Genomic DNA, 14,820 nt, shown 5'->3' with positions numbered 1-14,820 from the left:
GGTTTCGCTGATCCTGTGTCAGCTTCAGAATTGTTCTTATGAGCAACTCGGCGGGTGTCCGGTGGGCTTGGCCGCTCTTCCTGGTTCTTGCCTACGGCATCACCTGGGCGGTACAAATTCCCGCGTACCTCCACCTGGTCCCGCGAAGCATATCTCCCACGAACGAGGCGAACTTCCTCCTGCTCGGCACCGGCGGAACTGACCCGGGCGTCCTCCTGGCAGTGGTCTTGTTGTGCTTCTCGTTTGGCCCGTCCATGGCGGGCGTTATCGTCATTGCGCTGGTGGACGGGCGTCCAGGGCTGCGGAGTCTTTTCTCCCGCCTGCTCAGGGCACGGGTTCCGGGAAAGTGGATCTTGTTCGTGTTCCTGTTCCCCATCGTTCTTAGCCTGGCCGCAGTGGCCCTGGGCTGGGTGACAGGCGGCATGGCATCGTTGGAGTACAGCTTCCTGGTCCCTGTGATGCTTGCAGTTCCCTTCCTGTTGTTCCTCATCGTCTGCACCGGGCTGGCCGAAGAACTCGGATGGCGCGGCTTCGCACTGCCCTATCTGCAAAGGACGCGGACAGCCGAACGGGCCAGCTGGATCCTTGGTGTGGCCTGGGGATCATGGCATCTGCCCTCGGTGGTGCTGCTGCCGCTGATGACAGATGCGGCGGGGTTACTGCAGGCGGCATTCTCGCTGGTCGGCCTGACCGTCGGCGTTGTCGGGTACACCATCGTGCTGACGCGGCTGTACAACAACACCGGCAGCCTGTTCTGGATCGTCATCCTCCACGGCTACGCCAACCTGTGGCAGTCCTACCTCGTGCTGTCCTCCGGCAGCTTTACCGCGCAGGTCATATACGGCGTCCTGCCCTGGCTCCTGGCGATCTGGCTACTGAAAAAGTACGACGTCCAAACACTCACCCACCGCACACCGCCCCAGGCGGCACTACGGCGGGCCGGTCCGGCATAACCCCACTGGAGTCTCGTTCACAGAAAACAGCGCCCAACGGCCTGAGGCCATTACACGGTCCGATATGTCTCCTCTGGGTCTAATTTAAGGCCGGGTTAGGCAATGCCGTCGTTGGGATTCTGCCAGCCTTCACGCTTTTTCAGCAGCTCGATGTCTTCTTCCTCCAGTTGCCCCGGGTCGATGTCGGCGGTGCAGTATTTGCATTTGATGGCGTCGATGGCCACGAATTCTTTGCAGTAGGGGCATTCCTGTTGGCCCTGGGCGCGGAAGTTGCCCATGCCAAAGCGTTTGAGGAGTTTGACGATCCCGAACAGCACCAGAGCCAGCAGCAGGAACCGGATCAGCACGGTGATGAAGCTGCCGTATCTTATTTCGGCGTCGTTCGCCGTGAAGCTCATCTGGCTGAAGTCCGGCGCGCCGAAGATCGCAGCGACGAACTGCAGCAGGATGTCGTTGGCGAGGCTGTCCACGAGTGCGGCGAAGGCCGTGCCGATGATGAAGCCCAGGGCAAGATCAAACATGTTGCCGCCCATGGCAAAGGCTTTGAATTCTTTCCACGAATTCGACATGGCACGATGCTAAACCCGATAGCCGCGGAATCCGAGTGTTCGCCGCCTCCGGGCGCTGGGCCGATGGCTACAACTGCAGCTAAACCGATGAGGAAACTACTACCCATGCAGTCACTCTAAGGGCACGTACCGGTGATCCCCCGAAGCCCCGCAAGCGAATCAAGCCGATCATTCGGCGGTCTAAGGCCGCTTGCGTTTCTGCCGCACAAAACTGGGTCGTGAAGGAGCAGATAGTAACGTCGAAAAGCCACCGTCGGTTCACTGCGGAACGGTCGGAGAAAAGGCGACGCGGTCAAGAGCTATCCACGTTGGCATGCCCCGGGTGACACCTCAGTCATTTCTAAGTCTCCTTGGGAAAGCGTGAAATACCCCGCCACGCCAGGCGGTAAACAAGCTCGCTGGCCGCGTCCATGCCAAGGGCAGCGCTGCCTTGTTCAGCGTTGTCCTCTACCCAATAACGTGCGCTTGATTGAGCCAGACCCATCAAAGCCCTACCCAGCAGTTCCGCTTCGACAAGCGGCAATTGAGCGTCCTCGCTGATGATTTGGGCAATTGCGCCGGCGAATCCACTTCTGAATGCCTCCCGCCTCACGCGGACGTCAGGATCATTACTCAGGCCGGATTCGAAGGCGAGGCGATAAGCACCATCGTCACGGGCAATGTAGCCAAAATAAGCCCGGATAGCATCATGCACCCGTTCTTTATTGAGCTTCGTGGAACGGACGGACTCCTGCAATACATCGCCGAGTGCCTTGAGGCTAATGTCCAGCAGCTCGAGGTACAGCCCACGCTTGGATGGGAAGTACTCGTACAGAACCGGCTTGCTCACATAGGCCGCTTGGGCAATATCGTCCATGTTGGCACCCTGGTAACCACTGGCTACAAAAACTTCCTGGGCTGCCTGCAGAAGCTGCAGTCGCCGCTCATCGCGTGCCACTGTATTCGGTGTCTGCTCAGCCGCTTGCGGGACTGTCTCACGCTTCACCCGTCTCTGGTCAACCACCAGGTACCCGCCTTCCTCCTGGACGCTCCACTGTACCCGCAGCGACTCGAGACCCGTCCCGCCTTGGAAACCGGGAGATGGAGTACGAGCGGGGCTCTCTGGAGTAGCGCGTCAACTGAGTACACCCCAATCGGACAATTGATCGGTTAGGGTCTTGACTTCTTTGCAGGACGGTTCTAGAACTCAACCTCACAGACGGAAGTTTGGAGGCACCGATGACTGGACAGCGGATCGGGTACGTGCGCGTGAGCACTTTGGACCAGAACGAGAAACGTCAGCTTGAGGGCCATGTTTTGGACCGGGTCTTCACGGACAAGGCCTCAGGGAGGGACACGGCCAGGCCACAGCTCACGGAACTGCTACGGTTCGCCCGCGACGGGGACACTGTGGTTGTGCACAGCATGGACCGGCTTGCGCGAAACCTCGATGACTTGCGTGTTCTCGTCCAGGCCCTGACACGCAAGGGCGTGCGGGTGGAGTTCGTCAAGGAAAGCTTGGTCTTCACGGGAGAGGACTCCCCCATGGCCAACCTCATGCTCTCCGTCATGGGGGCCTTCGCCGAATTTGAGCGTTCCCTTATCCGGGAACGCCAAAAGGAAGGGATCGCCCTGGCCAAGCAGCGCGGCGTTTACAAAGGCCGGAAAAAGACCCTAACGCCGGAACGGGCGGCTGAACTGGTCCAGCGTGCCGGCAGCGGTGTACCGAAAGCCTTACTCGCCCGTGACTACGGAATCAGCCGCGAAACCGTCTACCAGTATCTGCGCCACGCCAAACTGGAATGAGCGCCGCCCCCTGTAACCTCCAGTACACAGACAGAGTGGTCAGCCCTTTGAATCGACAAGAGTGTAGACTCACAAGCGCTCACAAGACTCACAAGGACTCACAGAAGTTGTTTTGGATGAGGAATCCTTTCCGCCCCACGGCAGGCGCCACTCCCCCGGAACTCATAGGACGCGAGGGCACCCTCGACGAGTTCGAGTACGGCCTGCAGCTCGGTTCCGGGGCACCTGGATTGCTGACCATCATCACCGGCGCCAGAGGCATCGGCAAGACCGCCCTGCTGAGCGCAGCTCAGGACAAAGCGCGGGAGCAAGGATGGATCGTGATTTCCGAAACCGCCACGGCCGGCTTCGTTGGGAGGATCGGCGAGACCATGCGGCTTCACGTGGAGGAACTCGGCTCCGGCCCCAGCGGCCGCAGGATTACCGCCCTCGGCGTGGCAGGCTTCACCGTGACCACGCAGCTGCCGCCCGAGCGCCAGGTCGATTGGCGACGGCTGGGCGGCCAGCTCCTGAACCTACTCGCCGAGAAAAGGACCGGGCTGCTCTTTACCGTCGATGAGATCCACGCGGCCGACCGCGCAGAGCTGTCCCAGCTTGCCGCGGACGTCCAGCATTTCATCCGGGACGGCCTTCCGATAGGTCTCATCTTCGCCGGACTTCCAGCAGCGGTCTCGGACCTGCTCAACGAGGGAGTCGCGACCTTCCTGCGCCGGGCAGCGCTTCAGGCAAGCCATGTGGCGGTCTTGCTAGTGGCCTTGTCCAAGTCCGGCCTGCTCCATCATTTCTATCAGGCAAGGGTACTTGGCATAACGGCTATCGGCCGACAGGCGGCAGTGGCAGCAACAACCCCGGGGCTTTCATCGCTAAGGGAGGCAGTGGCGGAGGAGTGGCGTCCGGTTCATTTTGGGACCGCCCTTGGTCTTACACGTGCGGAGCGGCGGCGGCGAGCCCGTGGGTTGCCAGTTCCCAGCAGTTTCTAAGGTTGCAGGGGTCATAATGAACTGAAGCTTCGGTCAACCGCTATTTGACCGGAGCTTCGCCAAATTCTGGCGCAGGTGTTGTGAATCCTGAAGCACCAGTTACGTCCTGAGTATTTATTGGTCTGCGGAGGGCGAAGTGTTGGCCGCACGCCTCATGCGCTCCAACATTCCTTGTGTCTGTTTCGAGGAACAACCGCGTAACCGCGTACGTTACAGTCTCGTCCGAAATGAGCACGAGAGAGACAGAGAAGGAAGAAGCACCTACGTGGCAGCCGACTATGACGAAGTCCGTTCAGACGTCAAGGAATCCCAGAAGCGTTCCCTGGAGGACTTGCAGTCCGCGAACGCCCCAGATGCCCGCAGCGTCGTCACCGAGCTGGACGAGGCCGATGCCCTCGACGAAGGGCTGACACCTGGTGGTGAAATCATCTCCGACGAGCTCGTCGTGCAGGTGATTCCACAGGCCGCGGACGAGTTCACCTGCTATTCCTGTTTCCTCGTTCGGCACCGGTCGCAGCTGGCGCGGGAAAACAATGACCATTCCTACTGCATCGAATGCGAAGGTTGACGTAAATCACTCAGGACGCCCGGGGGACCCAGCGGCTGCTCACGCAAAACGCCCGGCTGGAACTTCCAGCCGGGCGTCTTGCGTAATTTACTACCTAGCACCTAAGGGACAGGTGACACCCGCGACCCCGAGAAAGCGCTTTGGTCGCGGGGGCTGCGGCCCTTCTTTTCTGTGACTAGCGGCAGCGCCATCCGAGCATGCCTTGGTTAGCCCATGGGCGATAGTTGGCGGTGAATGCTACGCAGTTTCCGCGGTTGACCCATCCCTTCGCGATCAGGATATGGCCGGCCAGTCCGGCGGCGATGGGGACAGTGAGCGGCCCAGCGTTGAATTTGGGCACTCGTCCCTTGCTCAGGGCTACTGTTTCGTTCCAGTCGAGGTACACCGTGCATTGCCCGTTGCCGCAGTAGGACGATGCGGCCTGGGAAGGCGCAGCGGTCGCAAGACCAACGCCGGCCATCAGGCCCAAGGTGACCAAGAGAGCTGCCACCTTGCGGACAAAGGACTTGACCATGCTCTTTCCGCGTGCGGGTCCACCTGGCTGCTGAGTATGTGTCGTTTCCATGGTTGCCTCCATTTTCGGTCCTGACTCGATCTCCCGAGTGAATGAAGCCTACATCAGTCACTTCACTGCTGTGAATAGATTTTCACTGCAAACTAGAAAATCAGGTTGTCTTGCATAACCTACTGTTGAAGCATAAACTGATTCAACTACCTCTACGAGCTTGCGAGATTTATGGACTTCCTGCGTGTGCTGCCCCCGCCTCCTGCTGCTTCAGGTGGGCGAAGAACGGAAGTCACTGCGATAAAGCTGGCGCGGCATGTGGCAGTTCTTTTCGGCGTGGATGTGCCTGATAATCCCACTGGAGCGGTTTGGGTTTGTGATTTCAACAAGGTCGCGGTCGGGGACATTGGACGGGGTGGACCTAAAGACACCCGGAGAGACGCTGGACATCTGCCAAAAAGAGGTTGGTATCTTGTGGGCCGATCTCTGGTGGCCGGCCCTTCCGGTAAAGAAGGGGATGCTGCCACAGTTTCAGCTACTCCTGTGGAAAAACTTGACGAAATCCCCGCTGCTACCCTCAACCGATTCGCACCCGACACGAAAGCCGCAGCTATCCTGGCTGGCGCAGACACGCTTTTTACGCAGGTTGAGGACACCTTTCGGGAAACCATAAGGGTTCTGGGCACTCTTGACGACGGCACGTCTTTGGCTGACTTCATGCGCGTTGGCGTATGGGCGTCCCTCATAGCAGAGGTGTATCGGGAACAACCAGCATTATTTACTGCTGCCGTCCAAGCGCGATTGACGCAACGGGCTGCCTTGTCCACGTGGATGCCTCGACTTCATGAGGACGAGGCAGCGGGCAGCGCTGGGTCCGAATTTGGGCAGTCCGATGAAGGCAAATGGGAACCCCTAAGTCTTTGCATACTCGACCGAGTCGTACGGGAGTACGTCCGCCCTTCTATCGGTTCGACAAGCATTTCCGGTGAGGACCTTCAAGACCCCAACCGCGAGTATCTGGTTGATGGTTTGGTGGACCGCTGGTGCCGGCACCTGACTCAGTCACCAGACCGCGGTCTTGCCTGGGTTGTCCAAAAAGGGCAGAACCGAGCCGTTGAAGTTCATCAATCCGCCCAAATACCACTTGGGCGATTCATAGCGGAGGTTCTACTCCTTTCGCCGATGATCGTTCCTTTCGGCACTACGACAAGCCCCCGAAGTTGGCAACCATTCGATCCCCGAGAAGCATCTCACAGGCTGAGGGTACGCCCTCGCATCCCTTCGCTAGCTGAACTAAGCCCGATGCCGGAAAGATCCAAACTAGCCGTTGTGCACTCGCTCATCTGCCTGCATCGAGTGCTCCGCACAAATTCAAAGTTCAACCACAAAGAGATGCTGAAAGAAGTAAGCGCTGACCAAGAGCGCGTCGCCGCGATCTCCACCGCTCTATGGGGCAAAGAGGCACCCATGAGCGTGACCGCAAGACTTCTATGGATACGCGGAAGGGTTTCGGCCGGGCGGGAAGCGGACCCAGACTTCGCCGATGAACACTGGCCTCAACTGCTTCAGGACCTCCACCTATGTCGCCAGCTAAGAGAGCAGGGGAAAATCTCTGTTGGCGAGTGGGTTGATCTGTTCAGCACCACATCGCCGGACGTCAACGGTCGAATCCGCGACCTTAACGCCCGCGGTCAAACGAAGGAAGCAAAAAGCCTTCGAGAAAGCCTCCTGGACGGCTGGCGGGAACTCTTCAACCTCCTTGAGATAGACCTGAAGCGAGAAATCGAAAAGACCTCCACAGCGGGGACCCCCGACCCGGCACTCCTCCGGCTCGCCCCTTTGCTTCACAATTACACCGGCGTAGCAGTCCGGTCCGATGACCAACAACAAAGACTTGAAGCTGTCCGGTTTGGATCACTTGTCCTCCTTCCTCTTCGCCGCCTCATCGCCCAAGACCGGGGCAATGACACAGCAGCGCGTCAGACCATGCAAGTAATTTCCGGCGCCGCCGGGCGCTTGGTCATGGAAACACATGATGACTCTGTGCGGCGCGAAATGCTTCGACTTTCAAACGATCTCCTAGGCGACCTCCTGAACACCACACTTGTCACGGAGCTTCTCAATGGTGACAGGCCACCAGTTAAAGCAGCCGATCTCAACGCCCTGAACGCTATAGCCGAAACGGCGTTGAACCTACTGGAAGCCGACCCCACAACAGCCTCCGTTGACTACCAACTTCTTGGAAAAATCATCAATCTAGCTGAAGACGCCTTAAGCGCTGTAGCCGATGGACAAGACCCAAACCAAAAAAATGCAAGCGAACGGGCACGAAAAGTCGGCCTCAACAGAGAACGATGGTTGCGATTAGGAGAGGCCGAACGGCCATGACCCAACGCATCCTCACAGCGCTTGAAAGCATTGCCAAAAACTTCTCCACCAGCACATGGACGCAACCCCACAATGCGCCATCTCACCGGGAAGCCCTCGCCAAGGCCATTCAGGAAGGACGCCCCGAATACCCGCACGCCTTCCACTACCCAGAAATTGACATAGCTGGCTACCTCAGCGCACTCGACGACGTCTCCGACATGGCACGTACAGATTTGTCCGGAGACCTCCTTATCGGCGTCGAAGAGCACCTGCACCAGTGCCGGGCAAGGGCAGTCTCCCTGGCATCCGGCGACGACGACGAATACCGGCACGCTGCAGTTTCCCTCGATGGCCTCCCGCATCCCGACTTAGTAAGGGAAGCGATGTCAATATTGGAGCAACCCGTTCATTCGGCAGGTACAAACCAAGCGTCTGTAACGGCCGAAGCCCTTGCCGGCCGCTTCAAAAAGGCCCTGTCAAAGTACAGCCTGAATGAATGGACTGTGGAAACCAGCACGCATATGTCAGCCAGGGCGAGCGTAAACGGTCCCCTAAAACGCCTACGGATCCGCTCTAATACTTCCTTCACTCCAGATGACGCCAACAGGCTCCTCGTGCACGAGGTTGGGGGCCACGTCCTCCGCTGGGAAAATGCCAGGCAGCAAGTGGAACCACTAGCCGCCCTAACCATGGGCTCAACAGTAGCCACCGAAGAAGGCCTCGCATTGTGGGGAGAATCAACCGCAGGTTACCTCAACCCCACAACACTCCGTACATACGCAGCACGGGTAATCGCTGTCAATCAAGCACGAGAAAAAGGAGTTCTCGCAATAGCAGCGAACCTCCAAGAAAGCATCGGCAGGGAAGCAGCCGTAGAAACAGCTCTAAGAGTCAAACGCGGCCTGAAAAACCCAAATGCTCAAGGCGGCCTGACCAAGGACTGGGGATACCTAGGTGGACTGAACTTGATCAGAAGTCTTTCCCGGACCAACAAAGCAGGGCTGGAAGTCATGCAGGCCGTGAAATGGTCGGTGGACTACTTGCCTCTAGCGATGAGCCTCTGTGAGAACAACAGACTTAGAGGCCCTGCATTGCGCTTGGACTTAGAACGACTCGGAGTGCCGATCGACTGATGACTCCTTCGTATTCACACCACGACGGCACAATGTGAGTTCATAGTCGCTGGTAGAGGGGTAACCGCTCAGTACTAGTCGCGCCGTTCTCAGCCCGTTCTGATTGGGCAACAAGAGTGTTAGGTGTATTCTGAACATAACAAATTACTTGACGCTTAAAGCAAGCAACTTTACATAAGATAAATTATCGGCGTTCCAAAATGGGCGGGGGAGTGCCTGCAAAAGGGCGGATTTTCTGGGCGTTTCTCCCGTAAATCCGGAAGCCAACACTGCTCAATTTACTTGCGATTTGCGGCGGGGCTTTCCAGGAAGGAAAGCTCAAGGTGCATCGGAAGTTCCTACGTCGCCGAACCTGCGTCTTGACGTGCGTCCTTGGTGGGGCGGCTGGGCTTTCTCAGTCTGGGCTTGCCGTGCCAAATGAGCTAACCCACGTGAAATTCCTGTTCCTTGGCTTCGCCGTTCTCCGCCCACCGAATTCGGAGGATGTCAGGGGAACTACCACCCATGGTGTACATGACGTTCAAGCGCCGGGTTTGTCCCCCATGGATTATGGTCGGGGTTCCGTCGTGGGCTAGGTGCATGCTGGTTTGTTCGCCGACAGGCTCAAAGACGACCTCTTGCGCATCCTGATCACCCTCATTCGTTATATCGATCCAATGCCTCGTTGTATAACGCGGTTTGCCGTTCTTGTCGTAGTCGCGAACTTCCCGTTCCTGCTGCGGTTGCACAGAAAAGCGCACGCCTTGCGTTGCGGGTTTGGTAACCGGAACGCCAAGTGAGAGTTTCGCAATGTCATACTCGATTGTTTTCCATACCTCATGTTCGAGCTGACTGGGGTTGTTGAATTCGCCCAGGAGTCCTCGTTGGCTGATCTCAGCCGAAAGGCGCGTAATCCTTCGAGCTGTTTGATATCCACGTCACTGGGCAGCGGCGCCGTCGAGAAGTAAAGGTGAACCGGCTTGCCCTGCTCAATGGCTCGTTCAATCTCTTCCACGGTTCCGGACACGGCCTCAGGAGTCGGTGAACCGAGTCGGCCGCCGAAGAGGGCGAAAACGATGTCAGATTCATCAACGCCTTGCGCATTAATCAGCGACTGCGGATGTGCTCCCAGGACGGGAACTGATGAGGTCTCCCAACGCCAAGGTTGCAGGATCGTTTGCTTGGACTCCGCGTTGGCCCCGTTCCACCCATGAATTGCCGATTCGACCGCATTGCGTGCCTCAATCGTGTCCGACGGTGAAGCGATCATGACCCGAAGAACGTTTGCTGTATAGACCATGCCCTCAACGCTAACTGAAAGCACCGACACTCTTAGGCGGGGTTGCTGCTGGCGAAACGGTGTACTCAGGACCGGCGAATGCCCGATGGGATGCGCCCACCATGCGGCGCCATGGGCCCTTTGCGTGTTCGTTTGTTCGGTTTAGTGTCGTAGCAAGGCCGGCAGGGTGGACGTCATCTTCTGCTGGTATCGCGAGGCATTGGGAGGCCTCCAATACAGTGCGTCGCCCGCAAAGGAATCAACTCCCCCAGCTTGACAGAATCTCCATTATCGGCGTTTGAAATTGGCGGGGAAGTGGGCCGAAACAGGCCCTAACCTGCCGATGAGCACATTAGAAACGTCCAGGAACGCAACACTCTGCGCGTGCGGCCGTATTCTCGCAGAGCTATATGGTGTCTTTGCCCGTCGGTGATCCCTTCTCGGGGCGTGCGTTTCGCATCTAGCGGAACGACAGCGCGAGGCCAAGCATGGCTAAGGCGAGTATGGGGAACAGCCAGTTGGTCACGTGAACGAATGCCCTCGCGCCTGTTCCGGCGTTGTCCGTTGGCCCGGAAAGCGGATTGGTGATGTCGTAGTCGTCCTTGGAGTGGGATGACCGGATGGTGTTCATGATTGATAGAGCCACCATGACGAGGGCGCTGGCGATGAGCCATGGCAGGGGGTCGATCGCTAGCCATGCTTCGGCCCGGTCTGTGGGGGTCATGACGGCTGAGAGGAGGCCTGACAGCACGCAGATAGCAGTGATTACGATACAGACCCAGATGCGTCGGATGACGGCTTCGAGGTAGAGCGGCAGCAGGGCTATGAGTATGACTGGGGTAGCGAGGAGGGCCAGCTGGGCAGGTGAAACCAGCAGTAGTTCTGACCGCGTCCAAGGCACGACTGTTTGGTTGAAGAGCAGGAAGGCCAGGAGTCCGAGCAGGGATGGCCAGAGTGCTATTCGTATCCAGTCGTTCTTCGGCGCGGATGGGAGTTCAAGGGCGGCAGCGTAGTCTCGGGCTGACCCGAAGGCTTCTTCGGCCTGTTGTCCGGTATCGCTGAGCAGCTCCCTGGCGCTTGCTATGGTGTCGCCGATGGCGCTCCCGTGCACTTGGCGCAGACGAAGCTCCATGACGAGTTGGTCGAACCATTTCTTATCGCTGGTCTGCTGCATCATGCGGGGATCTCCTTTGTGAGGCGCTCGGGGTTGAGGTAATGGGTGCTGATGTCGGCGAAACGGAGCCAGTCAGTGCTCATGCGGGTTAGTTCGGCGCGGCCCTGATCGGTGAGTGTGAAGTATTTGCGGCCGGGACCGCCGTCACCGGCCCGCCATTCCGTAGTTACCAGACCGGCAGTCTCGTATCGGTTGAGGAGCGGGTATAGGGTCCCGCCCTTGATGGTGCCGAATCCATGGTGCTCGAGTTCGCTAATAATCGCGTATCCATAAGAGGGACCGGTGGCTAGTGCTTGGAGGGCAAGGAAGCCCAGCGTGGCCCGCAGCCAATCGCTCGGCCAGTCCTGGCTCCTTGCGGCTTGTGGGTCAGAGCTCGATACATCCATGACTAGATTGTCTCTCTAAGTAGTTAGTCTGTAAAGATCGCTATTTCCTGGTTGGTTGTGTGGTCCATTGCCCTCAGGCGGCAGCGACGCGCGCATTAAACAGACGCAGGGCCCTTAAATACGAGGCGGGCAATCGTCGCATCGGCCGTTTTCTGTTTGAGGACGCTCAGGTAGGCTCAACGGCATCGAACCAGGGGGCCGAGCGATGAAGCAGCCTGAACTAAGGCCGATGACGGAGGACGACCGCGTCTCAGGAAAGATCGGGGCCTGGATGGGTCTCGTTGTCACGGTGCTGGTGATGATCCCATCGCTGTAACGACTCGCGAACGAGCCATTTCATTGGGGAGATGCGGGAATGCTGGTAGCGGGCCTCGGCCTGATCGTCTTCCATATGGTCAGATTGACCCGATTGAAGCGGTTGCCTTAGCACCGGAGGGTCAGCAGTGCACTGGAAGAGATCGCATCCGTCACCAACTCCTACTTCCCCAGCGGAGGATACGGCTACCGCTACCTCGGCAAAGGCCACCGCGGCTTCATCAGCGGCGGACCCCAAATCGACATCAAGCTAAAAGACGGCAGGGAGTTCACCGTCAGCGTCCGGTCAGCACCTGATTTTTGCACTGCAGTAGAGGAAGCGAAAAACCCGTTTTAGACACCGCTCGGCCCTCGGGCCAAACCTCCCTTGCGGACGCCGGAGTCCCGCAGTCCATGGACTCACCCATCGATCCTGGTGGCACTCGGGGCATGGCCATGGGCCGGGCCTGCCCGTCAAAGCAGCGACCCAACAACTCTGCGCCAACAGGAAAGTACTTGACGGAATGGAAAGTACTTGCTTTGATGGTCCTGTCTGTACAGCTAACCAGGAGACCCCATGAGCAATCACCTCACGCCCGAGCAAGCCCGCGAGCAGCTGGCCGCTATCAAAGGACGGACGGTCGAAACCTCCCGGGACCGTGCGGCGCACGCCGGGGCAACAGCGGTATTTGGCGCGATCACGGCCTTCTACATGGCCAGCCAGAACATCCTTGCCGGCCCGGTCAGCCACACCGTGAAGACTGCGGTGTTTGCAGCCTTGTGGCTGCTCACGGTCTGGTGGATCGAACGGGTGGCACGGACCGTGCCGCGCCGGGCCAAGGTCTGGTCGCGCAGCGGGATCATGGGTTCCTTCGTGCTGACACTGACCCTGGTGCTCCCGTGGCTGAACCACTCCGCCCAGAACGCACCCAACACCTGGCCGATGGTGCTGACGGGTGCAACCGCAGCTGCCGCTCCCGCCCTGGTTGCCGCAGCTGTTATCCGCTGGGGGTCCAAGTGACTACCCCCAGGGGCCAGCACGCCCGACACCGGCTGGATGAACACATCCACGCCCCGGTGCGCCTGAGCATCGTCGCCGCACTGGCCCAGGTCGACGAGGCCGAATTCGCCCTGGTGCGCGACACTATCGAAGTCTCTGACTCGATGCTCTCCAAGCAGGCCTCCCAGCTGGAGGCCGTGGGCTACGTGAAGATCCGCAAGGGTCACGTCGGCAAACGCCCCCGGACCTGGCTCTCACTCACAGCCGCAGGGCGCACCGCCTACACCCACCACCTAGCGGCTCTGCGCGCCATCGCCGAAGACCTCTAGGTTCCTCCCGCCCCCTTGAGCAGTTCGGACAGGAACCTACCCTGGATGCGACGCCGGGCACTGTCATGACGCCCGCTCTCCTGTCTCGGGCCGGTCTACCCCTCGGCTTCTGGTGGGACGGGTCCGCGTGTGGAGGTCGCCACAATCAGCCACCAGGCAGGTTGCGGGCTGCAACTCCCCCAGCGGTGCGGTGAATGAAGTGTGGCCGTCAGAAGCAGGGCCGGGATCGCTTCTTCAGGGCACGGAGATCTTGCAGCCCTCCCAGCCCGCGACCCCAACAGCCAGTCCTGGGGCTACTTGAACTTGGCAATTGGCCGCGTCTTTTGGCCGACCTCGGATTCCTCGTTTCGCGGACCGGCGGTGTTTACCGGTTCGCCGGGGATCTGTTCGCGGTCGTCCTTGTGCTGATTGCCGCGGGTCTTGAGTAGACTCGCGATTGTCGCTATGGCGATGGTGGCGGCGATAAAGAGCAGCGAGAGCCAGATGGGGATCTCTGGCACCCAGAGGAGCGGTTTCCCGCCGTTGATGAAGGGGAGCTCATTGACGTGCAGAGCGTGGAAGACGAGCTTCACGCCGATGAAGGCGAGGATAACGGCCAGCCCCTGCGCGAGGTAGACCAGGCGCTCGAGCAGTCCGCCGATGAGGAAGAACAACTGCCGCAGACCCATCAGCGCGAACGCGTTGGCGGTGAAGACGGTGTAGGCCTCGTTGGTCAGGCCGTAGATTGCAGGGATCGAGTCGACGGCGAAGATAAGGTCTACGAAGCCGATCGCAATGATGGTGAGCAGCATCGGCGTGACAAAACGCTTCCCGCCCTGCACGACGGTGAGCTTGTCGTGGTGATACTCGTTAGTGACGGGCAGGACCCGGCGGACAAGATTCATGAACTTGCCGCTCGCCGGGTTGGACTCGTGATTGCTGAACGCTTGCCGGTAGGCCAAGACGAGGAGCAGGGCACCGAAGATGTAGAAGACCCAGGAGAAGTTTTCGATCAGGGCCGCACCGATGGCAATAAACCCGCCCCGCAGGATCAGGGCGATGATGATCCCGATCATCAGCACCTTCTGCTGGAACTTCTTCGGTACGGCGAATCCGGCCATCACGATGAGGAACACGAACAGGTTGTCGATCGACAGTGCCTTCTCCGTGAGGTAGCCGGCGAAGTACTCGCCGCCGAATGTCCATCCGGACACCGTGCCGATGCCCACTCCGAACAGCAGAGCGAGTCCGATGTAGAACGCTGACCAGCGGGCGGACTCTGCGATGGAGGGTTCGTGGGGTGTACGCAGGTGGGCGAAGAACTCGTAGACGAAGAACAGGATCGTCACGGCGATTGTGATGAGCCAGATCAGAGGTGTGACCTGCATGTGGTTGCTCCCAAGGGGTAGGCGTTGGACAGATACGCCAAGGTCTCCTCCGCCCGGATGACACCGGAACCAAACGGCCCGAGATGCTTCAGTGCATCCGTATTGACGGGCCGATCACAGACGGGAGTACTCCCCTTGATAAGAAGATC

General features: G+C 59.0%; 15 protein-coding genes. 8 read left to right on the top strand and 7 right to left on the bottom strand.

All coding sequences use genetic code 11. The features are described from left to right. Window positions 1-38 precede the first annotated feature (38 nt). The gene (locus tag AC5RTE_RS04545; RefSeq protein ID WP_494040216.1) at window positions 39-953 is read left to right on the top strand and encodes a CPBP family intramembrane glutamic endopeptidase; all 915 of its coding nucleotides are present in this window, start codon (window positions 39-41) and stop codon (window positions 951-953) included. 95 nt (window positions 954-1,048) lie between these two features. Here the strand turns inward: AC5RTE_RS04545 and mscL are convergent, their stop codons facing one another. Further along, window positions 1,049-1,522: a large conductance mechanosensitive channel protein MscL gene (gene mscL, locus AC5RTE_RS04540; protein ID WP_494040215.1), complete on the bottom strand. Its 474-nt coding sequence runs from the start codon at window positions 1,520-1,522 to the stop codon at window positions 1,049-1,051. Window positions 1,523-1,862: 340 nt separating this feature from the next. Further along, window positions 1,863-2,459 (bottom strand): TetR/AcrR family transcriptional regulator, encoded by a 597-nt coding sequence (locus AC5RTE_RS04535; protein WP_494040214.1) that lies wholly within the window; start codon window positions 2,457-2,459, stop codon window positions 1,863-1,865. A 281-nt stretch (window positions 2,460-2,740) separates the two neighbouring features. On the opposite strand from AC5RTE_RS04535, the gene AC5RTE_RS04530 reads away from it, so the two are divergent. The 3 genes from AC5RTE_RS04530 (at window position 2,741) to AC5RTE_RS04520 (ending at window position 4,855) form a co-directional block, all read left to right on the top strand. Further along, window positions 2,741-3,307, top strand: coding sequence for a recombinase family protein (locus AC5RTE_RS04530; protein WP_494040213.1), 567 nt, complete (start codon window positions 2,741-2,743; stop codon window positions 3,305-3,307). Window positions 3,308-3,423: 116 nt separating this feature from the next. Continuing rightward, window positions 3,424-4,287, top strand: a complete 864-nt coding sequence (locus AC5RTE_RS04525; RefSeq protein ID WP_494040212.1) for an ATP-binding protein — start codon at window positions 3,424-3,426, stop codon at window positions 4,285-4,287. A gap of 265 nt (window positions 4,288-4,552) precedes the next feature. Further along, on the top strand, window positions 4,553-4,855 hold the full coding sequence (locus AC5RTE_RS04520; RefSeq protein WP_494040211.1) for a DUF4193 domain-containing protein: 303 nt from the start codon (window positions 4,553-4,555) through the stop codon (window positions 4,853-4,855). Between the two features lie 175 nt (window positions 4,856-5,030). Here the strand turns inward: AC5RTE_RS04520 and AC5RTE_RS04515 are convergent, their stop codons facing one another. Then, window positions 5,031-5,420, bottom strand: a complete 390-nt coding sequence (locus AC5RTE_RS04515; protein WP_494040210.1) for a hypothetical protein — start codon at window positions 5,418-5,420, stop codon at window positions 5,031-5,033. A gap of 1,269 nt (window positions 5,421-6,689) precedes the next feature. Between AC5RTE_RS04515 and AC5RTE_RS04510 the strand changes: the two genes are divergently transcribed. Next, a complete protein-coding gene (locus AC5RTE_RS04510) occupies window positions 6,690-7,748 on the top strand; it encodes a hypothetical protein (RefSeq protein ID WP_494040209.1) in 1,059 nt (352 codons plus the stop codon). Beyond that, window positions 7,745-8,863 (top strand): tyrosine/phenylalanine carboxypeptidase domain-containing protein, encoded by a 1,119-nt coding sequence (locus tag AC5RTE_RS04505; RefSeq protein WP_494040208.1) that lies wholly within the window; start codon window positions 7,745-7,747, stop codon window positions 8,861-8,863. Before AC5RTE_RS04510 ends, AC5RTE_RS04505 begins: the two co-directional genes overlap by 4 nt. A 643-nt stretch (window positions 8,864-9,506) precedes the next feature. Here AC5RTE_RS04505 and AC5RTE_RS04500 read toward each other — a convergent pair. The 3 genes from AC5RTE_RS04500 to AC5RTE_RS04490 form a co-directional block, all read right to left on the bottom strand. Further along, a complete protein-coding gene (locus AC5RTE_RS04500) occupies window positions 9,507-10,142 on the bottom strand; it encodes a DUF4062 domain-containing protein (protein WP_494040207.1) in 636 nt (211 codons plus the stop codon). Between the two features lie 439 nt (window positions 10,143-10,581). Beyond that, window positions 10,582-11,298, bottom strand: a complete 717-nt coding sequence (locus tag AC5RTE_RS04495) for a hypothetical protein (RefSeq protein ID WP_494040206.1) — start codon at window positions 11,296-11,298, stop codon at window positions 10,582-10,584. Next, window positions 11,295-11,681: a PadR family transcriptional regulator gene (locus tag AC5RTE_RS04490; RefSeq protein WP_494040205.1), complete on the bottom strand. Its 387-nt coding sequence runs from the start codon at window positions 11,679-11,681 to the stop codon at window positions 11,295-11,297. Before AC5RTE_RS04490 ends, AC5RTE_RS04495 begins: the two co-directional genes overlap by 4 nt. An 871-nt stretch (window positions 11,682-12,552) precedes the next feature. Here AC5RTE_RS04490 and AC5RTE_RS04485 point away from each other — a divergent pair. Then, the gene (locus tag AC5RTE_RS04485) at window positions 12,553-12,996 is read left to right on the top strand and encodes a hypothetical protein (RefSeq protein ID WP_494040204.1); all 444 of its coding nucleotides are present in this window, start codon (window positions 12,553-12,555) and stop codon (window positions 12,994-12,996) included. Continuing rightward, the gene (locus AC5RTE_RS04480) at window positions 12,993-13,304 is read left to right on the top strand and encodes a winged helix-turn-helix domain-containing protein (protein WP_494040203.1); all 312 of its coding nucleotides are present in this window, start codon (window positions 12,993-12,995) and stop codon (window positions 13,302-13,304) included. Before AC5RTE_RS04485 ends, AC5RTE_RS04480 begins: the two co-directional genes overlap by 4 nt. Before the next feature lie 293 nt (window positions 13,305-13,597). Here the strand turns inward: AC5RTE_RS04480 and AC5RTE_RS04475 are convergent, their stop codons facing one another. After that, window positions 13,598-14,671 carry a TerC family protein gene (locus AC5RTE_RS04475; protein WP_494040202.1) on the bottom strand — a complete coding sequence of 358 codons (1,074 nt, stop codon included), beginning with the start codon at window positions 14,669-14,671 and terminating at the stop codon, window positions 13,598-13,600. Window positions 14,672-14,820 lie beyond the last annotated feature (149 nt).

Source organism: Arthrobacter sp. K41, from assembly GCF_059089645.1.
This window is presented reverse-complemented; position numbering and strand designations above follow the sequence as displayed.

What these genes read in the sequence shown, in the direction of transcription:
- AC5RTE_RS04530 (WP_494040213.1), top strand. Translation starts at nt 2,741, where the DNA reads ATGACTGGACAGCGGATCGGGTACGTGCGCGTGAGCACTTTGGACCAG.
- AC5RTE_RS04545 (WP_494040216.1), top strand. Translation starts at nt 39, where the DNA reads ATGAGCAACTCGGCGGGTGTCCGGTGGGCTTGGCCGCTCTTCCTGGTT.
- AC5RTE_RS04505 (WP_494040208.1), top strand. Translation starts at nt 7,745, where the DNA reads ATGACCCAACGCATCCTCACAGCGCTTGAAAGCATTGCCAAAAACTTC.
- AC5RTE_RS04500 (WP_494040207.1), bottom strand. Translation starts at nt 10,142, where the DNA reads ATGGTCTATACAGCAAACGTTCTTCGGGTCATGATCGCTTCACCGTCG.
- AC5RTE_RS04475 (WP_494040202.1), bottom strand. Translation starts at nt 14,671, where the DNA reads ATGCAGGTCACACCTCTGATCTGGCTCATCACAATCGCCGTGACGATC.
- AC5RTE_RS04525 (WP_494040212.1), top strand. Translation starts at nt 3,424, where the DNA reads ATGAGGAATCCTTTCCGCCCCACGGCAGGCGCCACTCCCCCGGAACTC.
- AC5RTE_RS04485 (WP_494040204.1), top strand. Translation starts at nt 12,553, where the DNA reads ATGAGCAATCACCTCACGCCCGAGCAAGCCCGCGAGCAGCTGGCCGCT.
- AC5RTE_RS04515 (WP_494040210.1), bottom strand. Translation starts at nt 5,420, where the DNA reads ATGGAAACGACACATACTCAGCAGCCAGGTGGACCCGCACGCGGAAAG.
- AC5RTE_RS04490 (WP_494040205.1), bottom strand. Translation starts at nt 11,681, where the DNA reads ATGGATGTATCGAGCTCTGACCCACAAGCCGCAAGGAGCCAGGACTGG.
- mscL (WP_494040215.1), bottom strand. Translation starts at nt 1,522, where the DNA reads ATGTCGAATTCGTGGAAAGAATTCAAAGCCTTTGCCATGGGCGGCAAC.
- AC5RTE_RS04495 (WP_494040206.1), bottom strand. Translation starts at nt 11,298, where the DNA reads ATGATGCAGCAGACCAGCGATAAGAAATGGTTCGACCAACTCGTCATG.